This window comes from Streptomyces sp. NBC_00009 (assembly GCF_045040855.1).
In the GTDB taxonomy this organism is placed as follows: domain Bacteria; phylum Actinomycetota; class Actinomycetes; order Streptomycetales; family Streptomycetaceae; genus Streptomyces; species Streptomyces aureus.
On record NZ_CP108312.1, the window covers coordinates 8,173,592 to 8,196,353 of the forward strand.

21 protein-coding genes and 2 pseudogenes are annotated in these 22,762 nt (G+C 68.6%); 12 read left to right on the plus strand and 11 right to left on the minus strand.

The genetic code is table 11. From position 1 onward, the window contains the following. Positions 1–75 precede the first annotated feature (75 nt). On the minus strand, positions 76–822 hold the full coding sequence (locus tag OHA58_RS37200) for a dienelactone hydrolase family protein (protein WP_405485375.1): 747 nt from the start codon (positions 820–822) through the stop codon (positions 76–78). A 112-nt stretch (positions 823–934) separates the two neighbouring features. Between OHA58_RS37200 and OHA58_RS37205 the strand changes: the two genes are divergently transcribed. Continuing rightward, positions 935–1,417, plus strand: a complete 483-nt coding sequence (locus tag OHA58_RS37205; protein WP_405484155.1) for a MarR family winged helix-turn-helix transcriptional regulator — start codon at positions 935–937, stop codon at positions 1,415–1,417. A 60-nt stretch (positions 1,418–1,477) separates the two neighbouring features. Next, positions 1,478–2,116 (plus strand): annotated as a pseudogene (locus OHA58_RS37210) (alpha/beta hydrolase); the annotation flags it as partial. A gap of 169 nt (positions 2,117–2,285) precedes the next feature. Here the strand turns inward: OHA58_RS37210 and gdhA are convergent. Next, complete coding sequence (gene gdhA, locus OHA58_RS37215; RefSeq protein WP_405484157.1) at positions 2,286–3,650, minus strand: NADP-specific glutamate dehydrogenase; 1,365 nt, start codon at positions 3,648–3,650, stop codon at positions 2,286–2,288. A gap of 573 nt (positions 3,651–4,223) precedes the next feature. Here gdhA and OHA58_RS37220 point away from each other — a divergent pair. Beyond that, a complete protein-coding gene (locus OHA58_RS37220) occupies positions 4,224–5,090 on the plus strand; it encodes a GNAT family N-acetyltransferase (RefSeq protein ID WP_405484159.1) in 867 nt (288 codons plus the stop codon). Between the two features lie 222 nt (positions 5,091–5,312). Here the strand turns inward: OHA58_RS37220 and OHA58_RS37225 are convergent, their stop codons facing one another. After that, complete coding sequence (locus OHA58_RS37225; RefSeq protein WP_227292622.1) at positions 5,313–5,663, minus strand: helix-turn-helix transcriptional regulator; 351 nt, start codon at positions 5,661–5,663, stop codon at positions 5,313–5,315. 117 nt (positions 5,664–5,780) lie between these two features. Between OHA58_RS37225 and OHA58_RS37230 the strand changes: the two genes are divergently transcribed. Further along, a complete protein-coding gene (locus OHA58_RS37230; RefSeq protein ID WP_405484161.1) occupies positions 5,781–6,758 on the plus strand; it encodes a zinc-binding alcohol dehydrogenase family protein in 978 nt (325 codons plus the stop codon). Positions 6,759–6,808: 50 nt separating this feature from the next. On the opposite strand, the gene OHA58_RS37235 is transcribed toward OHA58_RS37230, so the two are convergent. Continuing rightward, the gene (locus tag OHA58_RS37235; protein ID WP_405485442.1) at positions 6,809–7,414 is read right to left on the minus strand and encodes a hypothetical protein; all 606 of its coding nucleotides are present in this window, start codon (positions 7,412–7,414) and stop codon (positions 6,809–6,811) included. Here OHA58_RS37235 and OHA58_RS37240 point away from each other — a divergent pair. Then, the gene (locus OHA58_RS37240) at positions 7,398–7,913 is read left to right on the plus strand and encodes an EamA family transporter (protein WP_405485377.1); all 516 of its coding nucleotides are present in this window, start codon (positions 7,398–7,400) and stop codon (positions 7,911–7,913) included. The two genes, OHA58_RS37235 and OHA58_RS37240, sit on opposite strands and share 17 nt — an antisense overlap. A 164-nt stretch (positions 7,914–8,077) precedes the next feature. On the opposite strand, the gene OHA58_RS37245 is transcribed toward OHA58_RS37240, so the two are convergent. The 3 genes from OHA58_RS37245 to OHA58_RS37255 are packed head-to-tail and all read right to left on the minus strand — an operon-like array spanning position 8,078 to position 12,062. After that, positions 8,078–9,331: an acyltransferase gene (locus OHA58_RS37245; RefSeq protein WP_405485379.1), complete on the minus strand. Its 1,254-nt coding sequence runs from the start codon at positions 9,329–9,331 to the stop codon at positions 8,078–8,080. After that, positions 9,274–11,640, minus strand: a complete 2,367-nt coding sequence (locus OHA58_RS37250; protein ID WP_405484163.1) for a bifunctional polysaccharide deacetylase/glycosyltransferase family 2 protein — start codon at positions 11,638–11,640, stop codon at positions 9,274–9,276. Before OHA58_RS37250 ends, OHA58_RS37245 begins: the two co-directional genes overlap by 58 nt. Before the next feature lie 8 nt (positions 11,641–11,648). Continuing rightward, the gene (locus tag OHA58_RS37255) at positions 11,649–12,062 is read right to left on the minus strand and encodes a hypothetical protein (RefSeq protein WP_405484165.1); all 414 of its coding nucleotides are present in this window, start codon (positions 12,060–12,062) and stop codon (positions 11,649–11,651) included. A gap of 161 nt (positions 12,063–12,223) precedes the next feature. Between OHA58_RS37255 and OHA58_RS37260 the strand changes: the two genes are divergently transcribed. Next, on the plus strand, positions 12,224–13,267 hold the full coding sequence (locus tag OHA58_RS37260) for a chitinase (protein ID WP_405484167.1): 1,044 nt from the start codon (positions 12,224–12,226) through the stop codon (positions 13,265–13,267). 88 nt (positions 13,268–13,355) lie between these two features. Further along, positions 13,356–14,639: a low temperature requirement protein A gene (locus OHA58_RS37265; protein ID WP_405484169.1), complete on the plus strand. Its 1,284-nt coding sequence runs from the start codon at positions 13,356–13,358 to the stop codon at positions 14,637–14,639. Between the two features lie 90 nt (positions 14,640–14,729). Here the strand turns inward: OHA58_RS37265 and OHA58_RS37270 are convergent, their stop codons facing one another. Together OHA58_RS37270 and OHA58_RS37275 are read right to left on the minus strand one after the other, a co-directional pair. After that, positions 14,730–15,953 (minus strand): hypothetical protein, encoded by a 1,224-nt coding sequence (locus tag OHA58_RS37270; RefSeq protein ID WP_405484171.1) that lies wholly within the window; start codon positions 15,951–15,953, stop codon positions 14,730–14,732. Positions 15,954–16,051: 98 nt separating this feature from the next. Next, a complete protein-coding gene (locus OHA58_RS37275; protein WP_405484173.1) occupies positions 16,052–16,861 on the minus strand; it encodes a transposase family protein in 810 nt (269 codons plus the stop codon). Positions 16,862–16,962: 101 nt separating this feature from the next. Between OHA58_RS37275 and OHA58_RS37280 the strand changes: the two genes are divergently transcribed. Both OHA58_RS37280 and OHA58_RS37285 read left to right on the plus strand, forming a co-directional pair. Beyond that, positions 16,963–17,508, plus strand: a complete 546-nt coding sequence (locus tag OHA58_RS37280; RefSeq protein WP_405484175.1) for an AAA family ATPase — start codon at positions 16,963–16,965, stop codon at positions 17,506–17,508. Between the two features lie 224 nt (positions 17,509–17,732). Then, positions 17,733–17,888 (plus strand): annotated as a pseudogene (locus OHA58_RS37285) (class I SAM-dependent methyltransferase); the annotation flags it as partial. Positions 17,889–17,996: 108 nt separating this feature from the next. On the opposite strand, the gene tnpA reads toward OHA58_RS37285, so the two are convergent. Further along, entirely contained in the window at positions 17,997–18,425 is a 429-nt protein-coding gene (gene tnpA, locus OHA58_RS37290; RefSeq protein WP_405484177.1) for an IS200/IS605 family transposase, read from the minus strand. Positions 18,426–18,529: 104 nt separating this feature from the next. Between tnpA and OHA58_RS37295 the strand changes: the two genes are divergently transcribed. Both OHA58_RS37295 and OHA58_RS37300 read left to right on the plus strand, forming a co-directional pair. After that, positions 18,530–19,771: an RNA-guided endonuclease InsQ/TnpB family protein gene (locus OHA58_RS37295; RefSeq protein ID WP_405485381.1), complete on the plus strand. Its 1,242-nt coding sequence runs from the start codon at positions 18,530–18,532 to the stop codon at positions 19,769–19,771. Between the two features lie 17 nt (positions 19,772–19,788). Next, on the plus strand, positions 19,789–20,397 hold the full coding sequence (locus tag OHA58_RS37300) for a class I SAM-dependent methyltransferase (protein WP_405484179.1): 609 nt from the start codon (positions 19,789–19,791) through the stop codon (positions 20,395–20,397). A 59-nt stretch (positions 20,398–20,456) separates the two neighbouring features. Here OHA58_RS37300 and OHA58_RS37305 read toward each other — a convergent pair whose 3' ends face one another. Next, positions 20,457–21,569, minus strand: a complete 1,113-nt coding sequence (locus OHA58_RS37305; RefSeq protein ID WP_405484181.1) for an ABC transporter substrate-binding protein — start codon at positions 21,567–21,569, stop codon at positions 20,457–20,459. A gap of 239 nt (positions 21,570–21,808) precedes the next feature. Between OHA58_RS37305 and OHA58_RS37310 the strand changes: the two genes are divergently transcribed. Continuing rightward, positions 21,809–22,705, plus strand: coding sequence for a LysR family transcriptional regulator (locus tag OHA58_RS37310; RefSeq protein WP_405484183.1), 897 nt, complete (start codon positions 21,809–21,811; stop codon positions 22,703–22,705). The last annotated feature ends 57 nt before the right edge of the window (positions 22,706–22,762 follow it).

Sequence of the window (22,762 nt, forward strand, 5' to 3'; positions counted from 1 at the left end):
GGGCAGTGAGCTGGAACTGCACTTGGGACGGCTCCACCGCAAGGAGCCGTCCCGAGAGGCCTTACGGGGTGGCCCTCAGCTCTTGCCCAGCGTGCGGTCGAGGAGAGACAGCAGGCAGTCCCAGTGGCGCTTCAGTCCGGAGGCGCTGAAAGCGTCGGTGTCGGACATGGTGAAGCCGTGGACGGTGCCGGGGTAGATCTCGGCGGTGTGCCCCAAACCTGCGGCATTCAGAGCCTCGTTGAGCTCGCCGACGGCCTCCGGCGGCAAGTCGTCGGCGAGGCCGAGATGGACCTCGGCGCTCAGCTTGGGGACGAGGCGGTGCGGGCTGTCCGGCGTGTCGGTCACCACGAAGCCGGGGTGGAATCCGGCGACGGCGGCCACCTGGTCGGGGTGTGCCGCTGCGGTACGCAGCGCAAAGAGGGTGCCGATGCAGTAGCCGACCACGGCAACCGGTCCGGCGCTGACCTCGGACTGGGCGGTGAGGAACCTGAGGTAGGCGTCGGCGTCGCGCTGGGCATGTTCGGTGGTGTGTGCCTGGAGCAGGGGCATCAGCCGGCCGATGACCTCGGGCCGGACCTCTTCACCGATGTACTCGGGAACTTCTACCACCGGTGCCACGCCGTGCCGGTAGTAGAGGTTTGGGACGAGCGCGTAGTAGCCGTGGTCGGCCAGTTCGCGGGCCTTGTCCTCCATCTCGGGCCGCAGGCCGAAGGCGTCCGAGTACAGCAGCACCCCCGGGTGCCGCTCGCCGTCGTCGGGGAAGGCGGCGAAGGCGTCGGCCTGGCCGTCAGGGGTGGGAATCTGCAGTGTTTTGGTGGGAATAGCGGATCTTCCTTCCTGGAGTTCGCCCAACTAACGTTAGTGACACTAACGGTGTCGGTGCGAGTGAACGTACATCGTTAGTCGAACTAACACAACGGGTAGAATTGGCGCCATGATCAGAGCCGATGCCGCAGACCTGCCCGACGTCGGCGCGCCCAGGACGCCCGACCGGCTGCGCCGGCGGGCGAGCCGGTTGTTGTCGCAACTGACCGTGCGGTCGGACCGGCTGATCAACGACGGTCTGGCCCGGGCCGACGCCCGCAAATGGCATTACGCCGTGCTCGCGTCACTGCAGGATTTCGGGCCGGGCAGCCAGGCGGCGCTGAGCGGGCGCACCGGCATCTACCGCAGCGACATGGTCGGCGTGCTCAACGAACTGGCCGAGCGTGACCTCGTCGAGCGGGCGCCGGATCCCGGCGATCAGCGCCGCAACATCATCACGATCTCCGCCAAAGGCCGCCGTCACCTGCGCCGCCTCGACAAGGTCCTGGACGCACTCCACGACGAACTGCTCGCGCCGCTGAATCCGGCCGAACGCGACCAGTTCGTGGAGTTGCTCAACCGCTTGTTGGACCACCACGCCGGGCCCTCCTGACCGCGCGTAGCAAGGGAGAACTCCCGGGATGCCAGCGGGCCGTTGCCTTGGTCCCCGGTCATCGCGGCACAGCCTTATTGTCAGGCGGGGCCCGCCGGGCTCCCTTCAGCGGAGGAGTTCGCGGCTGCGACCGGGAAGCCGCCGTTCCTCTTCGACCTCGGCCCCGAGGAAGGCCGTAAGACGGTCGATGAGGTCCAGTCCGGCGAGGTCGCCAAGCCCGCGGTCGCCCACTGGGTGGCCACCGATGGCGCGGGCAAGGGCCTGGACGCCACCCGCATCGCGGTGACCGGTGACAGCGTGGGTGGCAACATGTCCGCCGCGCTGACGCTGATGGCCAAGGAGCGCGGAGGCGCGTCCAACTGCTCGGGCAGGTGCTGTTCTACCCGGTCATCGACGCGAACTTCGACACCGCCTCCTGCCACCAGTTCGCGGAGGGCAACTTCCTGCGGTGCGACGCCATGCAGTGGTTCTGGGACCAGTACACCGCCGACGCCGCCCAGCGGGCCGAGATCACCGCATCACCGCTGCGCGCCACCGTCGACCAGCTCCGCGGCCTGCCGCCGGCCCTCGTCATCATCGGCGAAGCGGACGTGCTGCGCGACGAGGGCGAGGCGTACGCGAACAAGCTCCGCGAACAAGCTCCGCGAGGCCGGAGTGCCGGTCACGGCCGTTCGCTGCCAGGGCCTCGCCGGCGCCTTCGGGACGAAGTGATTCATCGTCAATTCGGCGCACCAGGGGAGCACTTGCTCAGTAGTTGGCCGCAAAGCGCGACGGCGGCACGCCTCGTGCGGTAGCTGGTAGCCGGTCGCCGTTCCCTGCACGTCGCCGTCTCACATGGAGACGGCGACGTGCCCGGTGGTCGTACGGATCAGACGATGCCCTGGGCGAGCATCGCGTCGGCGACGCGGATGAATCCCGCGATGGCCGCTCCCGCGACGTAGTCGTCCGGGTCACCGGTGTACGCGTCGGCGGTTGCCCGACTGTGGGCGTGGATGTCGCTCATGATGCTCTCCAGCCGGTCCGTCACCTCGTCCCGGCTCCACGCCGCCCGCGCAGCGTTCTGGCTCATCTCCAGGGCCGAGGTCGCGACGCCGCCCGCGTTCGCGGCCTTGCCGGGGCCGAACAGCACCCCGGCCTCGCGGAAGCGGGCCACCGCACCAGGGGTGCAGGGCATGTTGGCGCCCTCCGCGACCGCCAGCACTCCGTTACGGATCAGCGCGGCGGCGTGGTCCTCGCCCAACTCGTTCTGGGTGGCGCAGGGAAGCACCACGTCGCAGCCCACGTCGTAGACCGATCCGAATGCGTGGTGTTCGGCGGACGGCCGCTCGGCGGCGTAGGCGCTCAGCCGTTCCCGTCGCACCTCCTTGATCTCACGCAGGAGGGCGACGTCGATGCCGTCCGGATCCACGACATGGCCGGCGGAGTCCGAGCAGGCGACGACCTTCGCGCCGAGGCGGTGGGCCTGCTCGATCGCGTAGATCGCCACATTGCCTGAACCGGACACCACGACGGTGCGGCCTGTCAGGTCCTGGCCGCGGGTGGCGAGCATGTCCCGGGCGAAGAACACGGTGCCGTACCCGGTCGCCTCGGTCCGGCCCTGCGAGCCGCCCCATCCGACGCCCTTCCCGGTCAGCACCCCCGCCTCGTGGCGGTTCACGATCCGCTTGTACTGGCCGAACATGTAGCCGATCTCGCGGCCCCCCACGCCGATGTCACCGGCCGGCACGTCCGTGTGTTCGCCGAGGTGCCGGTAGAGCTCGGTGATGAACGACTGGCAGAAGCGCATGACTTCGGCGTTGCTGCGGCCGGCGGGGTCGAAGTCCGCGCCGCCCTTGCCCGCCCCGATTCCCTGGCCGGTGAGCGCGTTCTTGAAGATCTGCTCGAAGCCGAGGAACTTGATGACCGACAGATCGACGGTCGGGTGGAAGCGCAGGCCTCCCTTGTAAGGGCCGAGGGCGCTGGAGAATTCCACGCGGTAACCGCGGTTGACCTGAATCCGGCCGCGGTCGTCGGCCCAGGGAACCCGGAACATGATCTGCCGTTCGGGCTCGCAGAGGCGCTCAAGAATGTGCGCGTCGGCGTACTCGGGATGCCGGTCGAGAACCGGGCCGAGCGTGTGCAGGACTTCCTCGACGGCCTGTTGAAACACTACTTCGCCTGCGCTGCGACGTCGGACCGCGTCGAGGACGTCGTCCAGATGGGAGGGAAGGGCTGAGGGCGAAATGGTGGTCATCATCTTCCTCTGGCGCGGGAGCGGACTTGGTAGGGAGGAATCGGACGGCACGGTTACGTTGTGTCTGGTCAAGAGGGAAGGCCGAAGTGGTACGCAGTGCCATGCGGCCCACTTGGCGGCGATGCGTGGCGCTGGGATGAGTCGACGGGCGCCTCATCAGCGTTGATCCAGATCGACACTACGGCAATTGGGCTGCACGGCGGTGCGCTTGAGCGGCGATGCCCAACAGGTGAAACGCCGCTGTCGCTGCCGGCCGATCCGGGTCGGGTCGAAGACCTGGCTCGTGTGCGTGACCATGGCGGACTCAGGAGCGCGCCGGGGGAGAGGGGCTGGGGACGGGGAACGGCTCCCGTGCGCCACCTTTCAGTCAAACCGCCGACTGCCACGGGGCAACCAGAGAGTGCGCCGGGCCGATGTGGCTTGTGGCCGAGCCGGTTGGACTTGTTGTGACTTGTTGGGACGCGTTGTGACTGGTTGTGTCGCCAAGGGGCGAGCGCGCTCAGGCTGCAGAGCGATCGGAGCCGGCCGGAAACCGGGTGCGGCCTGTCGGTGCGGTGGTGTGTGATCGGGAACATGGCGATTGTGTTGAGCGAGCCGGGAGTTGACGGGCTGAGCGAGGCTGTGGGCGTGCTGCGGCAGTGGCAGTACGACGGGGTGCCGATGCAACTGCATCCGGGGGACCTGGGCTGGTTCTGGCGGTCGGGTGCGGAGGCGACGGCCGCGGCGGTCCGGACGTGGCGCCGGGACGGGCGGATTCTCGCCGTCGGGCTGCTGGACGAGCCCGAGCTGTTGCGGTTGACGATCGCGCCGGACGCTCAGCGGGACGAGGAACTGGCGCATCAGCTGGTCGAGGACGTGACCGGGCCGGAGCGCGGCGTACTGATGGAGGGGAAGGCGTACGTCGACGCGCCGGCGGGCGCACGGGTCCAAGACCTGCTGCTCGAGGACGGCTGGAAAACCGCCGAGCCGTGGACGCCGCTGCGCCGCGACCTCACCGAGCCGGTGGGGGACCCAGGAGTAGGGATCGAGGTGATCGGGCCGGAGCAGGCGCACGTGCGAACGGCCGTACAGCGGGCTTCGTTCGACGGGTCGCCGTTCACGGACGAGCGCTGGCATGCGATGGCGGCCGGCTTGCCGTACGCCGACGCCCGGTGTCTGGTGGCGTACGACGACCGGGGCAACGCGGTGGCGGCGGTGACGGTGTGGTCGGCCGGTCCGGGCAAGCCCGGGTTGCTCGAGCCGATGGGCGTGCACCGGGAACATCGCCGTCACGGCTACGGCAAGGCGATCACCATCGCCGCGGCGGCCGCACTCCAGGAGCTGGGCTCGTCGAGCGCGATCGTCTGTACCCCGAGCCTCAATGCGGCCGCCGTCGCCACCTACAAGTCAGCCGGCTTCCAGCAACTCCCCGAGATCCGGGACCGATACCGGGACGTCTAGGCGCTGTTGTCGATGCGTCCGGTGATGTCGATGCAGGCGGTGATGTCGCCGGGCCACGGTTTCGTAGAGCCGCCTTTCGCGCTCGGCCACGACCGCGTGGCCCGCTTGGCCGATGCCGATGCCGATGCCGATCCCGGCCGCCGATGCCGCGGTGACGCGGCTTCGGCGGCCGGGACTCCACGCGTGGCAACGGCGAGCGATTGCGTCCGCTGCTCTCTCGGCTCAGGTGACGGAGTCGGCGCGAAGAGCGAGGTCGAGGAGGCCGGGGAAGCGGTCGTCGAACTCCTCCCGGCGTAGCCGGTTGAGCCGCTTGGGGCCCTGATCGCGCTGTTCGACCAGGCCGGCGTCGCGCAGGACGGAGAAGTGATGGCTCTTGGCGGCCCGGCCGACCGGCACGTCGAAGTTGCTGCAGCTGAGCGTCCAGTCAGGTTGACCGGCAAGATCGCGAATCAGCTGGATGCGTACGGGGTCCGCCAACGCGGACAGGGCGGTCAGGAGCGGAACGTCGTCGGGGTGCGTGTGAACGGGTGCCGGACGGTACCCCGCACCCGCACGCTCTGACTTTGCCGCCATCCCGATTCCTCCCCGGCGCCTCGTGTATCCGTGTATCCGTTTGCCAAGTGTTCGATGTTCATCTTACAGTCCGAGTGTTCGCTTCTCGTTGAACACTCGCGGAGGGCAGGTTCACTTATGCGTGCGGTCGAGTTCCAGGAGAACGGCGGCCCCGAGGTGCTGCGGCTCGTACAGGCCGATGCGCCCGAGCCGGGGCCGGGCCAGGTGAGCATTGATACCGCGTGGGCGGGAGTGAACTTCGCGGACATCAAGGCGCGCGCGGAGGGGTATCGGGTGGCCTCGCTGCCCTACCGCCCTGGCCTGGAAGTGTCCGGACGTGTCCGGGCGGTCGGCGAGGGCGTCGAAGGGCTGACCGTCGGGCAGGAGGTCGCCGCACTCGTCGACGGGGGTGGCTACGCCGAGGTCGTGCTCGCCGAGGCCGCGGCCGTCTTCCCGCTGCCCGGCGGGCTGGACCTGCGTACCGCGGCCACGCTGCCCACAGTGCTGCCGACCGCGTACGGCCTGATCCACGAGGTGGGGCGTCTTCGGGCGGGAGAGAGCGTCCTGGTGCACAGTGCGGCGGGAGGCATCGGCACGGTGGCCGGGCAACTGGCCCGCGCGGCCGGCGCCGGCGCCGTGTACGGAGTGGCGTCCACCGGCGCCAAGGCCGAATACGCCCTCAAGCACGGCTACGACCAGGTCTTTCCGACCGAGACCTTCGACGAGGACGTCCGAAGTGCCACCAGCGGCAGGGGCGTCGACCTGATCCTCGACCCGGTGGGCGGCGACACGCTGCGCCGCGGTCTCGACGCTCTGGCGGTCTTCGGGCGCCTGGTGTCCTTCGGCAACGCCGGCGGGCAGCAGCCGTGGCAGGTCGGGCAGCCCGATCTGTACGCGATGGGCCGCACCGTCGCAGGCTTCTCCATTCTGGCGCTCGCGCAGGCCGCCCCCCAGGTGGTGCGCACACTGACCGAGCGCGCCCTGCGCACCGTCGCCGACGGCACGGTGACGCTCCCCGTCACCGCGGAGTTCCCGCTCGCGGACGCCGCCGACGCTCACCGGCTCGTCGACTCACGTACGTCAACGGGCAAACTCCTGCTGCGCATCGGCGACTGACCGACACCAACGGCGCAGCGCCGGCCTGCGGTTCATCCAGCCGGCCACCCTTACCGCAACAGCCCCCGGGCGGCATGGCGTCCCTGGCGCCCGGGGACCGGAACCACGAACCACGAACCACGGACAGAGGAATGCAGCACCACAGCGTGGCCAGAGGGTTCTCCGCCGTCGCGGGCCGTGCGCCAGCACCGGGCCTCGTACTGGCCGGCGTATGCGGAATCCAGTTCGGCGCGGCCCTTGCCCCCCGCGCCTACCCCCAGGCAGGCGTCGCCGGTGTCGTCTTCCTGCGACTGCTGATCGCCGGTGTGCTGCTCTGCCTGCTGTGGCGTCCGCGGCGCCAGGCCTTGAGTGGCGTGCAGGGAGCCTGGGGCACGGTGCTTGCCGCCGGGACCTTGCTCGCCGGACATCACATCGCCTTCTTCGAGGCCGTCAACCATCTCCCTCTCGGGATCGTCGCCACCATCGAGTTCCTCGGCCCTTTTGCCATCGCCCTGGCAGGCTCCCGACGCGTGATCGACCTGCCCGGCGTGCGTGGCCGTGGGCGGCGTAGTCCTGCTGGGCGGCGGAGCAGGCGCCTCCCTCCCGCTGGCCGGCGTCGCACTGGCTGCCGCGGCGGCGTGCTGCTGGGCCGGATACATCATGGTCTCCGCCCGCATGGCCACTCGTCTCAGCGGCGGCCAGGGCCTGGCCATGGCCATCGCCTGGGCGGCCCTGCTGAGCGCTCCCTACGGCATCGCCCAGGCCGGCACTGCGCTGCTGGACCCCCAGGTCCTTTGGGTGGCGGCAGTCGTGGCAGTGGCCTCCAGCGTGCTGCCTTACTCGCTCAACCTGGAAGCGCTGCGCCGGATCCCGCCCCGTGTCTTCGGCGTGCTCACCAGTCTGGAGCCGGCCGGAGGCGCCCTGTTCGGCCTGATCGTCCTCGGTCAGCACCTCAGCCGGCCTCAGTGGCTAGGCATCGCCGCCGTCGCGTGCGCCTCCGTCACCGCCACCTGTCTGGGACGCTCGAAGCGCGATGCCTCCCCCGTCCACGCCACGGGCAACTCCGTGACCGGGTCTGCCCAGGGCCTCGTCACCGGCGCACCACCGCGATCTGACGCCGAGCGGACGACCGCCTCGGTGACGGACCAGAGACGTGTGCATCGTTCAGGGCGCTGATGTCAACCTCGGACGCTGAGGGGGCAGGCACGCTCCGGACGGGGCCGCACCGTCACCACGGCATGGGATGGGCCCGGCGGTCGCTGGACAAACGCCATGCCACGGCGCTGCCGTCGGCGACAGCCGCTCAGGCCTGCCTCTTTTCAGGGAGGCAGGCCTGACCCTCACGGCAGCAGCCGAGGCCGTCGCTTCGCCGCGACGTCCTCCACCCAGCCCACCAGCGGGATCGCCACGGCGATCAGCACCCAGCCCACACCGAACATGAACCACTGGCTCTCCAGCGGCAGGTACTGCGCGAACGCGGGCACGTTCCAGAACTGGTCGATCAGCGGCACCGCGAGGATCAGTGCGATCTCGTGCCAGAGGTAGATCGTCATCGCCCGCGCGTTGAAGACCGACACGATCCGGTTCAGCCGTTTGAAGCGGGCCAGCCACGCGAAGTCGACCTTGAAGTACGCCTTCGAGTACATCAGCAGCGTCACGAACCCGGCCGACCAGAAAGCCTGCGCCAGCGGAATGTCGTCCAGGTCGTAACTCCCGTACTCCGCCTGGTGGGTGAGGGCGAACCAGGCACCGTAGGCCAGGGCCGCGAGAGACAGTACGACGACGGGTCCCGGACGCAGCCGGGCCAGGACGCCCTCACGGTGCGCGATGCCGACGAGCCAGCAGAACAGGAACGTGGCGAAGTCGAGGAGACAGCTGCCGAACCGGTTGTCCGGTGGCTGCCACACGAACTGGAGCACCACGATCGGCGCGAGAGAGGCGAGAAGCACCGTCAGTGGCGCCAGCCGGAACACCTTCAGGAGCAGTGGCGACAGGAGGACGAACCACAGGTAGGCGCGCAGGTACCAGAGGATCTCCCAGGCCTGCATGCCCCAGCTGTTGCCCGGCGGGTCGCCGAGGGGGACCACCCAGTACACGACCTGCCACCCCGGCATCCAGCCGTGCAGCAGCATCGCGAGGACGACGAACAGTCCCCAGAGCCAGAAGGGCGGCAGCAGCCGTCGTATCCGGCTTCTGATCACCGAAACGGCGGGCCGTTCAAGGGACTTGGCCATGAGCGACCCGGCGAGCGCGAACATGACGCCCATGGAGGGGAAGACGAGGCCGGCCCACACCCAGCCGAACGTGTGGTAGGCGACGACGCGAACGAGTGCGAGGGCGCGAAGCGTGTCGAAGTACCGGTCGCGGCCGCCTGCCCGGGCTGCCGGCGCCTCGGGCACGGGCTCTAGGTCCGGCCCGATCACCCGGAGAGGTGTGGTGTCCTGATCCAGGCCTTGCATATCTTGCATACCTGGCGTTCCAGGTGTTCCGCGCGTTCGCCGAGCGGCTCTGTGACGATTTCCCTGTGCCTCCGAGGTCACCGACCCACCCCCGCCGGCGTCCCGACCTCGCCGGTGCGCTTGAGTTTCTGCCAGCGCAGCCGGCCGCCCGTGAGGGCGGTGATGGAGGAGTGGATGAGGACCAGGTACATCATCTGGCGGTACGCGATCTGCTGGAGCGGGAGCATCCACAGGTAGCGGTACTTCTCCCCGTCGAGGCGGAACGCGTAGGCGGCGCACACGAGTTGGATGCCGAGCACGGCCAGCCACGCGAGCAGGGACGCCTTGAAGTCCACGAAGATCATCGAGTAGACGGTGAAGAGGTCGATCAGCGGTGCGAAGACCGGCGTGACGATCTGGAAGAGCACCACGAGCGGCATGCCCACCCGCCCGAAGCGGCCCGAAGGCCCCTTGTCCACCAGGGACTTGCGGTGCTTCCACAGTGCCTGCATGGTGCCGTACGACCAGCGGTAGCGCTGGCTCCACAGCTGCTTGAGCGAGGCCGGCGCCTCCGTCCAGGCCCGCGCATGCTCCTGGTACACCACGCGCCATCCGGCGCGGTGCATCGCGACGGTGATGTCGGTGTCCTCGGCGAGGGTGTCCTCGCTCATGCCGCCGACCTCGAGGACGGCCTGGCGCCGGAACGCTCCGATCGCTCCGGGGATGGTGGGCATGCAACGCAGCAGGTCGTACATGCGGCGGTCCAGGTTGAAGCCCATCACGTACTCGATGTGCTGCCAGGCACCGATGACCGTGTTGCGGTTGCCGACCTTGGCGTTGCCCGCGACCGCGCCGATGTCCGAGGCGGCGAAGGGCTGGACGAGCTGCCGGACGGTGTCCGGCTCGAAGACCGTGTCGCCGTCCATCATCACGACGATGTCGTAACTGGCGTTGCGTACACCGTTGTTGAGCGCTGCGGGTTTGCCCGCGTTCTCCTGACGGATCACCCGTACGTTGGGCAGGCCGAGGGATTCGGCGATCTCCTTCGTGCCGTCCGTGGAGCCGTCGTCCACGACGATGATCTCGATGGGATGCGTGCTCTGCGCTAGGGAGTTGAGGGTGTTGGCGATGCACTCCTTCTCGTTGTACGCGGGCACGATCACGCTCACCGGCCTGGTCACGGGCGGCCCCCAGCTGAACCGGCGCTTGTTCCGCTGCCTGTAGTGGCGCCGCGCGAGGACCAGCATCATCGCGAATCGCGCCATGACCGCGACTCCGACGACCGCGAGGAAGACGGCCAGCGTCGGCACGGTCCACTCGGCGATCGCGACCGCCGCGATGAGCGCCTTGCCTTCGTAGAGGGTGGTGCCGGTGGCTTCGGAGTGGGCCGCCTGGTTGACGTTCCGGGTGCCGCCGGGAGTGTTCGCGCCGGCGGAAGGAGGGGTCCCCTGCGGGGCCGCGCCACCCGGCGCCTGACCGGACCTCTGCGCCCCACCGGCCTGAGCGCCTGCGCCCTGTGTCCCGCCGGCCTGTGCGCCGCTGCCCTGCGCGGAGCCGTTCTGCACGGAACCTCCCCGCGCCGCGGACTTGGCCATGGCGCCGCTGACCGTCGTGAAGGTGTAGCCCTTCGCCTTCATCTTCTTGATGTACTTCGGCAGCGCCTTGAGCGTCTGGTCGCGGTTGCCGCCGGCGTCGTGGAAGAGCACCGACGCGCCCTTGTTCTTCTTGGGCGTCGCCCACTGGACGATCTTCGAGACGCCCGGCTTCTTCCAGTCGTCGCTGTCGGTGTCGACGAAGACGCTGGTGTAGCCCATGGCGCCGAGCTTTTTGTAGACCGGCCAGCTGTAGTTGTCGATCGCGGAGGCCTCGGACGAGTAGGGCGCACGCACCAGCTTCGTGGTGATGCCGGCCGCTCCCGCCAGGGCCAGCTGGGTCTGTGTGAGTTCACGCTTGACCCGGGCGTCACTCTGGTAGGAGAGGTCGACGTGGGTGAAGGTGTGCAGGCCGACCTCGTTCCCCTGGGCGACCATGTCCTTCACGATGCCGGGGTGCCGGGCGATCATGGAACCCACGAGGAAGAACGTGCCTTCCACATCGTTGTCCGCGAGGATCTTGAGGACCTTCTCGGTGTACGTGGCGTCGGGACCGTCGTCGAAGGTGAGCACGACGGTCTTCTTCGGAACGGACTGCGTCCGCATGGAACCGTTGGCCGAGGTCAGAATCGGGCCGCCGTCGAGGATGCGCTGCGGCACCTTGTCGTAGGCCGCGTCGGTGCGGACGCGGTGGTCGCCCAGGACCTCGGCCCGCAGATATCCGTCGAGCAGCATCACGCTGACGAGTCCCAGGACGAGAACGAGCGCGAGGACGACGCGTGGCCGCTGCAGGGCGGCGGCTCGGCGCCCGGCGCGTTCGAAGCGGGAGGGAGCGGCGCGGCGACGGCGCCGCGCGGAGGTGTTGCGAGTCATGTTTTCCCTTACTGCGCGTCAGTGGCGTCGGCGGTGGCTGACGCAGAGGGGGCGGGCAGTGAAGGGCTGGGCGAGAGGGAGGGGCGGGTGGCCGGAGGCGTTCCCTGCTGCTGACCGGCGCCGCCAGGGGCGCCGTACCCGGCGTCGGCCGGACCACGACCGGTGCCGGCGCCGCCACCTCCACCACCGAAGGGCAGCAGGTCGGTCGTGCTCACGGACACACCCCACCCCATGAACGACAGGCCGAGGACGACCGCGTAGCCCAGACAGGCGACGACCACGGCAAGGCCGAACCTGCGCAGCAGCTTGGCCCGCCGCCCGGAGCTGTCGACGAAGACAGGGCCTTCATCGGCCCCTTTTCCACGCTTGCGGTGGCTTCCGCGCCCACTGGCACGGTTTTCGACGGAGGAATCGAAATGCATTCTCGGGACGCTAAGGGATCTTCATGTGGCAACTCACAGTCATTCCTGTGCGCACCCTGAGAAGGCCCTCAGTTCGCTGTGATTTGCCTGATGACACCTGGATCACAGGCTTCCGTGTTTCAGTTCCGGGACAGGACCGACAAGAAATGGGTGCATGCGCGATGAGGAATCTTCTGGGGAGGCCCGCCGCCGCGATCGTGTCGCTGGTGGCGGCAGCGACCTGCGCGGGGTGCTCATCGGGGAGCCCGGGATCGGGAGCGGGCTCGGATTCGGCGGCCGCGTCACCGCACGGAGCACCATCGCCGGCTGCGACGGCACCCGCGTCGTCGAGCCCGTTCGCCCCCTACGTCAGCGCCACGGACGCTTCGGACCTGGACGCGGCCGGGTCCCCCTCCACGTACAACCTTGCCTTCACCATCGCGGACGGCAGCTCCTGCACGCCCACGTGGAACGGCACGCACGCCATCGGCGACGCGACGGTGAAGAAGCGGATCTCGGCACTCAAGGCGTCCGGCGCGACCGTGCGCGTCTCCTTCGGCGGGGCGTCCGGCAAGGAACTGGCCGAGACGTGCGGCAGTGCGTCCGCGCTGGCCGACGCCTACGCAGCCACGCTCGACGCCGCCGGCGCCACCCAGGCCGACTTCGACATCGAGGGCGATGCGCTCAAGGACTCCGACTCGGTGACCCTGCGCTCGAAGGCGATCGCCCTGTTGCAGAAGAAGCGCACCGACCTCACGGTGTCCTTCACTCTTCCCGTGATGCCCTCGGGCCTGGACGCGGACAGCGTGGAGCTCCTGGAGTCGGCCAACAACCAAGGCGTGAAGGTGTCCAGCGTCAACATCATGACGATGAACTACGGCACGTCCTACACCGGCGACATGGGCGATTACGCCATCACGTCGGCCAAGGCGGCCCACGCCCAACTCGCGGACATTTTCGGGCTGTCGGACAGAAATGCCTGGCGCGGACTCGCCATGACGCCAATGCTCGGCACGAATGACGTCGACAACGAGACGTTCACCCTTTCCGACGCCGCCCAACTGCGCGCCTTCGCGGAGAAGAACGGCCTTGCGTGGGTCTCCATGTGGTCCACGTTCCGAGACCAGAAGTGCTCCTCTGCGGACACTTCGGCGGACGACGCGCTCAGTAACTGCAGTGGTGTGCAGCAGAGTTCGGGAGCCTTCGGCAAGGCTCTGTCCGGCTGAGGTGACGTGCTCGCCGTGATCGACGTACCTCACGCGTCGGTCCCGCATCACCCAGCTCGACGCGCACCCATGCGGCATCATGCTCAGCATGAGCGACTCCCACCACACCCACGGTGCCGGCGGCAACCTGGCGCACAGTCGGGTGCCGATGACCGGCCGAGATCCCGAAGAACCCGGTCGGGTCTCTTCACCGCTGGAGCTGCTGTTCGACCTGACGTTCGTGGTCGCGGTGGGAACCGCCGCCTCCCAGTTCGCCGACATGGTCGCCGAGGGGCATCCCGGACAGGCGGTCACCGCGTTCGTGCTGGCGATGTTCGCGATCAGTGTCGCGTGGATCAGCTTCAGCTGGTTCGCGTCGGCGTTCGGTACGGATGACTGGCTCTACCGGGCTCTGACGATGGTGCAGATGACCGGCGTCGTAGTGTTCTCGCTCGGCCTGCCCGCAATGTTCCACTCGGTCGACGAGGGCGGCCACCTCGAACTGAGAGTGATGGTGCTCGGGTATGTGGTGATGCGCATCGCGATGGTGCTGCAGTGGTGGCGCGCCGCGCGGGAGTCCCCCGAATTCCGGGACGTCGGAATGGCGAACATCCGCTGGACGGTTATCGTCCAGGCCGGTTGGGTCGCGGTCGCGTTCGTGCATCTGCCACTCACCGCGGCGTTCGTCGCCTTCATCGTGCTCGGCGCGCTCGAACTCGAACTGCCTGTCCTCACCCAGGGCGGCGCGGGCGACACCCCCTGGCACCCTCACCATGTCGCCGAGCGGTACGGCCTGTTCGCCATCATCGTTCTGGGAGAGGGTGTCGTCGGGACCGTCGCGTCCTCGGGCGCCCTTCTCGGCGGTGAGGCCGGGACCCAATGGAGCGGCAACGCGATCGCCGTGGTCGTCGCCGGCGTCGGACTGACCTTCGGCATGTGGTGGGTGTACTTCTCCACCCCCTTCGGTGACATCCTGGTGCACCGCCGCAGCCGCGGTTACCTCTTCGGCTACGGGCACATCCCGCTCTTCATCGGAGTGGCCGGCGCCGGAGCCGGCCTGCACGTGGCCGGCCTGCACCTGGAGCACCACTCGGAGATCAGTGACGTCGCCGTCGTGCTGTCCCTGGCCATCCCGGTCGGCCTGTACCTGCTGATGGTGTATCTCCTGCACACGCTGTTGCTGTCCGCGGCCGACTCCTTCCACGTGCTGCTGATCTCGCTCACGCTGGCGGTACTGCTCGCGGCGGTGCTCCTGTCCGCGGCCGGCGTCGCCACCGAGGCGTGCCTCCTCATCGTGATGCTGGCCCCATTCGTCACCGTGGTCGGCTACGAGACGATCGGCCACCGCCACCAGCGACAGATGCTGGAAGGGCTCGGCACGCAGACTCCCTGACAACTCCCGCCAGAAACAGGGGAGATGGGCATGGAACAAAGGATACGGAACCCGCTCACCTCGTTCACCCCGCCCACCCGTTCAACCCGTTCAGTCCCTGGGGCGCGGGTCGTACTGGACGATGGCGCCGCGGCTGAAGTTCGCGTCGCCGTGTGCCTCCACTTTTACGGAGCCGACGCCCCAGACCCGGTCGGTGCCGGGGATGGCTGTGATCTCCAGCAGTCGTAGCTTCTGCTTGCGGTCGGCGGCGGTGACTTTGCCGCTTCGGCCCGCGGTGGCCGGCGGGGAGCCGACCTTACGGGGCCTGCCGTGCGTGGCGCGGTGGTGAATCGAGCTGAGCAGCATGCTGCTGCCGGCGTTGTCCCCTTCCATTCCGTCGGCCGTGATGACGCCGTCGCCGGCAGGGATCCCGCAGCGGCGGCAGGCATCGGGCGACGTCTTGCTCCAGCTGGTGCCGTTCCAGTGGAACGCGAAGGGTGCGGTGTAGACGGCATCCCCGTTGTCGTCGTCCCCGACGAGGCGGCTGATTGCCCAGACGTCGTCCGCGTCCGGCGCGTAGAGGGCCATGGGACTTGCACCCATCGAGTTCGATTTATGGGCGGAAGGGGGTTCGACGGCGGGGAGCTGTTCCCGTTTCCAGGTCTCTCCGTCCCAGTGGAGCACCACGGGTGCGCCATAGGCGAGGCCGTCCTCCTCTCCCGTCGTCAGCCCGGACGCCCACACGTCGTCCCCGGCCACTCCCGCGAGTTGCACCACGCGGGCAGGCAGTGGCACCGAAGTCCAGCGGGAGCCGTCCCAGTGCCGGGCGGTGGTGCTTTCGCCCACAACCCAGACGTCTGCCGGGCCGAGGACGGCGACATCGCTGACGCCGCCTGGGGCAGGTGTCTGCCGCCACCGCGTCCCGTCGAAGTGTGCGGCGTACGTGCCGGTATTGGGGCCGCTGCGAAACAGCCACACGTCGCGTGGTGAGGATGCCTCGAGGCGGTACTCGGCGATGGGGGCCGGCTCCATCCCGGGCGGCAGCGTCTGCGGACGCCAGGAGGAGCCGTCATGGCGCAACAGGGTCACTTGCTGTTTGTCGATGTTCCCCGCGACCGGCGTCAGGGCGACTGCCCAGGCATCGTGCGCGGATACGGCGGCGACATTGACGACGGAGGAGGAGAGATCCTTGGTCAGATGACTGTAGGTCCAGGCAACGGGATGCCCGCTGGGAGCCGCGGCGGGCTCGCCTGCTCCGCTTCCGCTTCCGCTTCCGCAACCGGCCACCGCAAGTGCCATCACCAGCGCCGAAGTCGCCGCACGCCACCGCCGCATCCCGACTCCCCTCCCGCCTCGTGACCGGGACCCTACATGCCTGGCGTGGCACCCCGGGAGGCAGCGCTCGGTGGTCAATGAGGTTTTCTCTATGAAGATCACTTCCAGCGCTGGTTGAGGACGAGTGCGGCGCGGGTGATGTCGCTGATGCGGCAGGGGCTGAGTGTGATGCGCTTGAGCGCGCACCAGCGTTCCTTGAGCTCGGCGGCGGCACGTTCCCCCAGGGCTCGGACGTACCTGATCAGGGCGTTCGTCATCCGGATGGCGATGTGGAGGGCTTGCTCGGAGCGGCCCTTCGGGCGGCGGACCGGGACGCGTATGCTGATACTCGCCCCGATGTAGCCCTTGTCTGCCAGGGTCGGCAGGCCCTGGGCAGCCGCCTTGTAGAGCGCGGGCAGGACGTGGATCCGGGCCGCGGTGATGTCAGGCGTCGATCCGGGCTCAACCTCGGAGACCCACAGCGGAGTGCCGTCCGGGGCGGACAGGAATTGCACGTTGCCGCCGAACGCCTTGTGCTTCTGGCTGAACCACAGGTCGTTGCCGTTCTCGCGCTCCCCGGAGACGCGGTCCGACTCGATCAGGGTGCCGTCCAGGATCACGTGCGTCATTCCTTCCTCCTGGCAGCGCGTCAGGACGTCGTGCAGGTCGGGGGTCTGGTCGGCAAGGACGTCGATGCCTTCGTGCAGGTAGCGGTAGCCGGTGGCCTGCGAGATCCCGGCGTCTCGCGCCAGGCAGTGCACGCAGCCACGTTCCCGGAACCAGCGCAACACCAGCACGGCCTGCCGGAACGGCCCGAGCGCCCGCGAGCCGCGCGGAGTGCCGATCAGGCTGCGGTGCGCGGCCAGTAGGCGGGCGAGGTAGTCCACGACCTGGCGGGGGACATCGAGCGTGGCAACATAGGTGACCAACGTGAAGCCTTTTGGTTACGGACATGATCTTGTGGTGAGACCTGTCCAACCAGGGGCTTCATGGCAGTTCCGACTCAGGTGCACCACGACGGGGGCCAACGGTGCAGGAGCTCAGTTCCGCAGTCGTGCTCGTCACCGGAGTCATGGCGTCAGGGAAGTCCACCATCGCCCAGCTGCTGGCCGAGCGGCTCCCACGCTCCGTGCACCTGCGCGGCGACAGCTTCCGGCGGATGATCGTGTCCGGTCGCGAGGAGTTCACGCCCCAGCCGACCGCCGAGGGAAGGGCTCAACTGCAGCTGCGCTACCAGGCATCCGCTGCGGTCGCAGAACTGTACGCGCAGGCGGGATGGACCGTCGTCGTCCAAGACGTCGTTCTCGGCGAGCACCTGGACACCTATCTTGACGCCGTGACGGCGAGGCCCCTCTATCTGGTCATCCTTGCCCCCCGCCCCGAAGCAGTCGCAGCGCGTGAGGCCGGCCGCCACAAGAACGGCTACGGCGGCCCCTGGACGGTCGACATCCTGGACGACGCACTACGCCGGGACACCCCGCCCCGCGGGCTCTGGCTGGACACGTCGAACCAGACACCCCACCAAACCGTGGATCAGATCCTCGCTGACCTCGCCACGGCTCGCATCGTCGGCTGAGAGAGCCCATCAGAAGGTCGCTGAGAAAACCTCAATGCGTCGAATTCGCCAAACGGCGTTGGGTGATTGGAGGGTCACCCGGCCAACTTCTTCGTGTCATCTGCCGGTACGGCGGCCCGTACAGGGCGGAGGAGACTCTCTGCCACGACGGCGACCCGACGAGCCTCTGAATTCCGAGGGCCGGCGTTGCCACGTACAAGACGAAGCGCAGAAGGGGGAAGCACATGACTGTGCAGCAGTACGACGAGATCGGCGAGGCATTCGAGGGGTTCGAGTCCCTGCCGCTGATGCGTTACGGGGAAGTGCCGAGTTTCCTGAACGCGGTCGGCGACGTGAGCGGCAAGTCGGTTCTCGACCTGGCGTGCGGTACCGGTTTCTACCTCTGATCTTGCGCAGTGTTCCCCCGTTCACGGGGGAAGTGAAGCGGATCTCGGTGCTGTTCTGTCCTTAGCTGTGAGCATGGATCTGCGCTGTTGGCCCCGGCCCGGTCATATGGGGCGCTGCTGGTTCTCGATGTACTGGCGTACGACGGTCAGCGGTGCCCCACCGCAGCTTCCGGCGAAGTACGACCCGGACCAGTAGTGGCCGCCCCATAGGTACCGGCGGACGTGCGCGTCGTATTCCTTGCGCAGGTACCTGGAGGAGACGCCCTTGAGGGAGTTAACCAGCTTGGAGAGCTGTACCTTCGGCGGGTAGTGAACCAGCAGGTGCACGTGGTCTTCCTCGCCGTTGAACTGCTTCAGCTCGGCCTCGAAGTCCTCGCAGACCTCCCGCATGATCTCCTCGCACCGCGTCAGCATGGGGTCTGTGAATGCCCTGCGCCGGTACTTGGTGACAAGCACCAAATGGACGTGCAGGTTATAGATGACGTGACGGCCGGTGGGTATGTCGGGGTTAGGGTTCCACCGTGGTGACATGGGCCAAAGGGTAGAGTGCTCACGTGTGCAGTGAACTCGTGGGCGAGAAGCGGCAGTTCGGGCACCGTGCCCGGCTAGCGCTGACACCTGCACAGATCCGGCTCATGGACGGCCAGGCGCACGCGGCCCGCACCATGTGGAACTGCCTGCACGACTGGTGGACGATGCTCCCCAAGGACAAGCGTTCCCTGGCCGCCGCTGATGCTGCGATCCGCCAGGCCCGCAAGGAGATCGACTGGCTCGGAGTGCTCCCCGCTCAGGCCGCGCAGGCGGTGCTGAAGACGTACTTCCAGGCGTGGAAGAACTGCTGGGACCATCGTGCGGACGCACCGAACTTCAAGGCCCGTTTCCGCACGGTGATGTCGGTGGACATTCCGCAGGGCCGGGACCTGAACATCCGCCGCGTGCACCGCCGTTGGGGCATGGTCAACATCCCCAGGGTCGGTCGGGTCCGATTCCGTTGGACCAAGGACCTCCCGGTCGGCAAGCGGGCTGACAGCGAGGGCCGGATCACGGGGGCGCGGCTGGTCAAGGACGCGCTCGGCTGGCACATCGCCTTCCGCGTCCAGACCCGCAAGGCCGCACCCGGGCCCCACCAGGGGCCGGAAGTCGGCATCGACGCCGGGGTGAACCTGCCCCTGGCCCTGTCCGACGGCAACCACCGAAACCATGGTCGCCCGCCCCGCCTCCCCGGCGGGAAGGCCGACCGGGACAAGTGGCTGAACCCGCAGGAGAAGGCCAAGCTGCTTGGCCTGGAACGACGCGCCGCCCGGCGTAAGCAGCACCGGCGGCGCGGGGCGAAGGCTTCTCGTCGCTTGCAGCACACCTACGACCAGATCAAGCAGCTGCGCGCAACAGCCACGCGTCGCGCTGTTGACTGGCAGCACAAGACCACCACCACGATCGCCAGGCAGTACGGCACCGTCGTGGTCGAAGCGCTGACCATCACGAACATGGTCAAGTCCGCCAAGGGCACTTGTGAGAACCCCGGAGTCAACGTTGCGCAGAAGTCCGGCCTGAACCGCTCCATCAGCCAGGAGGCATGGGGCCGCACCCTGACGATGCTGACGTACAAGACCGGCCGCTACGGCGGCACCTTGCACAAGGTTCTCGCCCCCGGTACCTCCCTGCGTTGCTCAGAGTGTGGGTTCACCACACCGGGCAGCCGGGAGGACCAGGCCACGTTCGTGTGCAAGAACCCCGACTGCGGCTGGTCCGGCAACGCCGACTGGAACGCAGCCCGGAACGTCTTGCACCTGTACCGGATGGGCCATGCGCTCATCCCGGCTGCCGGGAGGGCAGTCGTCAGGCGTTCTCGCGGCGTCAAGCCCGCCACCGCAAGGTAGGCAGGAATCTCCCTCGTTTGCGAGGGAGAGCACTTCAAAGCAGGGAGTTCAAGCGGCGCGGCGCCGCGGATGTCTTCGGCGTCGACATCTCCGTCGAGATGATCGCCGCCGGGCGGGAGAGCGAGCGGCGTGAGCCGCTGGGTGTGCGCTACGAGGTCGGTGACGTGGCCGAACTGCCGCCCCTCGACCGGCGGTTCGATATCGCGCTGGGAGTGCAGTGCCTCAACTATGCCGAGGACATCCAGGAGATGGAGCGGATGTGCCGCAACATCCACCGGAGTCTGGTGCCGGGCGGAGAATTCTTCGTGCTCGCCCAGAAGCCCGACTACGGGTTCGACTGCGTATCCCTGGACAAGTACGGGTTCCGCTGCGAGCCGACCGGTGAGGAAACCGAGACGGGTCCGCGCGTGCGCGTCACGGCTCTCCTCGCCCCTCAGCCGATCACCATCGTCAGCACGGCCCCCCGCCGCGAGGTCTACGAGGACTGTCTGCGGGCGGCCGGGTTCAGTGCGGTGGAGTGGGTTCCGCTGCAGGTGTCCGAGGCCGGCATCCGTGAGTTCGGCGAGGACTTCTGGGCGGACCTCCTCGCGAACCCGCCGCTGGAGATGCTGCGCTGCCGTGCCTGAACCGTCGCCGCGTGACGTGGCGGGTGACCGCGTCACGCGGCGGAACCTCCCGTGCTCTCTCAGCCGGTGTGGAGGATCCGAAAGCGATCGGGTGCCGCCGGATCCCGGTCAACGACTTGCACCGGCGTCCAAGCCCATTGCCGGACGCTGATGCCTGGCGTGCGGGAGAACCGGATCTGCCCGCGGGTGCCTTCGACTGCAACCCGCGGCCAGGATTCGGCGATGCGCGCCCGGTCCGTGCCGTGAGAGCGCAGCACGTCGGCGAGGACGGTGACGGTGTCGTAGCCCTCGAAGGCGACGAAGGAGGGCGCTTCGCCCAGCCGCTCACGCAGATCCGTCTCGACTCGTGCACCAAGTGGGCTGAGGCGCTCGGGCAGGTAGCGCAGGAACGGGATCGCGGCGCCGTCGGCGCCCAGCAACTTCGCCCATTCGGCGAACTCCGGTTGGCCGGCCGGAGCACCGATCAAGATCTCGGCGAGGCGCTGGTCGTGGCGGACGGACTTGACGATCGGCACTGCCGGCTCCGGGTGGCCGACCAGAAGGAGGAGGGCTGTCGCGCGCTGCTCGACGAGTTGGTCGCACACGGCCGCGGGGTCGAGCTCGCCCATGTCGAGTTCGATGACGGTGCCACCGCGTGCAGCGAGGTAGTCCCGCAGAATGCGGGTCCCGGATGCCCAGTAGACACTCGGCTGCGCTGCTACGGCGATGCGACTGTGGCCCGCGCCGAGGAGGAAGTCCGCGTAGATCTGCCAGCCGTGGGACTGCGCCGGGGCGAGGCGCGCGACCCATTCCGTCGGCTGGTCGGTGAGCGCGTCGAGAACAGCTGACGAGCAGAGGAACGGCAGGCCGAGGGCGTCGGCCCTGGCAGCAGCGGCGCGGGCGACGACGCTGTGATATTCGCCCGCCAGGGCGGCCACGCCCATGCGAGCCAATTCATCGACGGCCGCCGCGGCCCTCTGTGGATCAGCTGCGGTGTCCCGGACCACCAGCTCGAGTGGCCGTCCGCCGATCCCGCCGGCGTCATTGACCTCGCGAACGGCCAACTCGAGTCCAGCGACCAGGTGTTGGCCTGCCTCTACCCAGCCGGGCCGAGTCAGCGGCGCGAGGGCGCCGATCCGGACGGATGATCCGTCAGTCCGCTCCGCGGCAGGCGGCGATGGTGGCGTATTCATGTGCGGGCGTCTCCTGAGTACGGTGCGGTGGCACTTTGTCCGGATCGTCGGACCGCAGAGTGATCACCAGTGGCGCCGAGAGTAGCTGAGCGGAGAACGGACACCTTCGGCGCCCCGTCTGCGTACGGGCCGACCCCTGCTCTCCCCGGGGAATCTCCGTCAGCGGAACGGAGTTGCCCACTGTTACAACGATGACAACGGGTGGGCCGTGTTCCACCGCGGGGAGGGGACAGGACCCGATGAGTCTTCGTCAGTACGAGTACGCCCTGGCTATTGCCGAGGCGGGCTCGGTGACGGCGGCGGCGGAGCTGCTGCACGTCGCCCAACCGTCGGTGTCCCAGCAGATTCGCGGCCTGGAGCGGGAACTGGGCGTGGAGCTGTTCGCCCGCACGCCGACCGGACTGGTGCCCACCGTGGTCGGCCACGCGTTCCTGCGGGAGGCGGAGGTCGCGGTGAGCGCGTCGCGGCGGGCGAGGGCGACGGCGCGGGCCGGTGCCGATGAGCTGGTGGGCGAGCTGGTCGTCGCGGTGCAGCTGGGCTTCGGCACGCGGCAGCTGCCGGCCGCCCTTGGTGCGCTGCGGCGCCGCTTCCCGCGGCTGGAGGTCACCGTCTTCGAGGAGCCGAGCTCCGCCGAGCTGGAGCGGCTGTGCCGCCGGGGCGTCCTTGACCTCGCCCTGATGGCGGCGTGCGAGCGGAGCCCCGCCGACGCCCACCACCTCGGCGACGAGGAGTTCGTCGTGGTGCTTGGCGCCGGGCACCGGCAGCTTGCCGCGAACCGGGTCGGGCTGAGCGAACTGGAGGGGGAGCCGTGGGTGAGGTTCGACCGCGACAGCGCGCTCGACGGCGTGCTCCTGAACGTGCTGCGGAACAACGATCTGACCCCGACCACGGCCGCCCGCGTCTCCCAGACGGCGACGGCCGTGCGCTGGGCCGCCCAGGGGCTGGGGGTGACGCTCGTCCCGGCCTCCGCGGTGCCCCATGGTCACGAGCACCTCGTTCGCCCGGTGTTCCCGGTCGTGTCCCAGCCCGTCATCGCCGTGGTCCGGCCGGGCGCCGGGCCGGCGGAGACGGCCCTGCTCGAACTCCTGCGCAAGGAGACCTGGTCCGAAGCCGCTTCCTTCTCACCGGTGTCCTGACGGGCGAGAAGGAAGCGGGCGCCGTTGAACTCCTTTTGTCGGAGCCGGCGTTCCGGA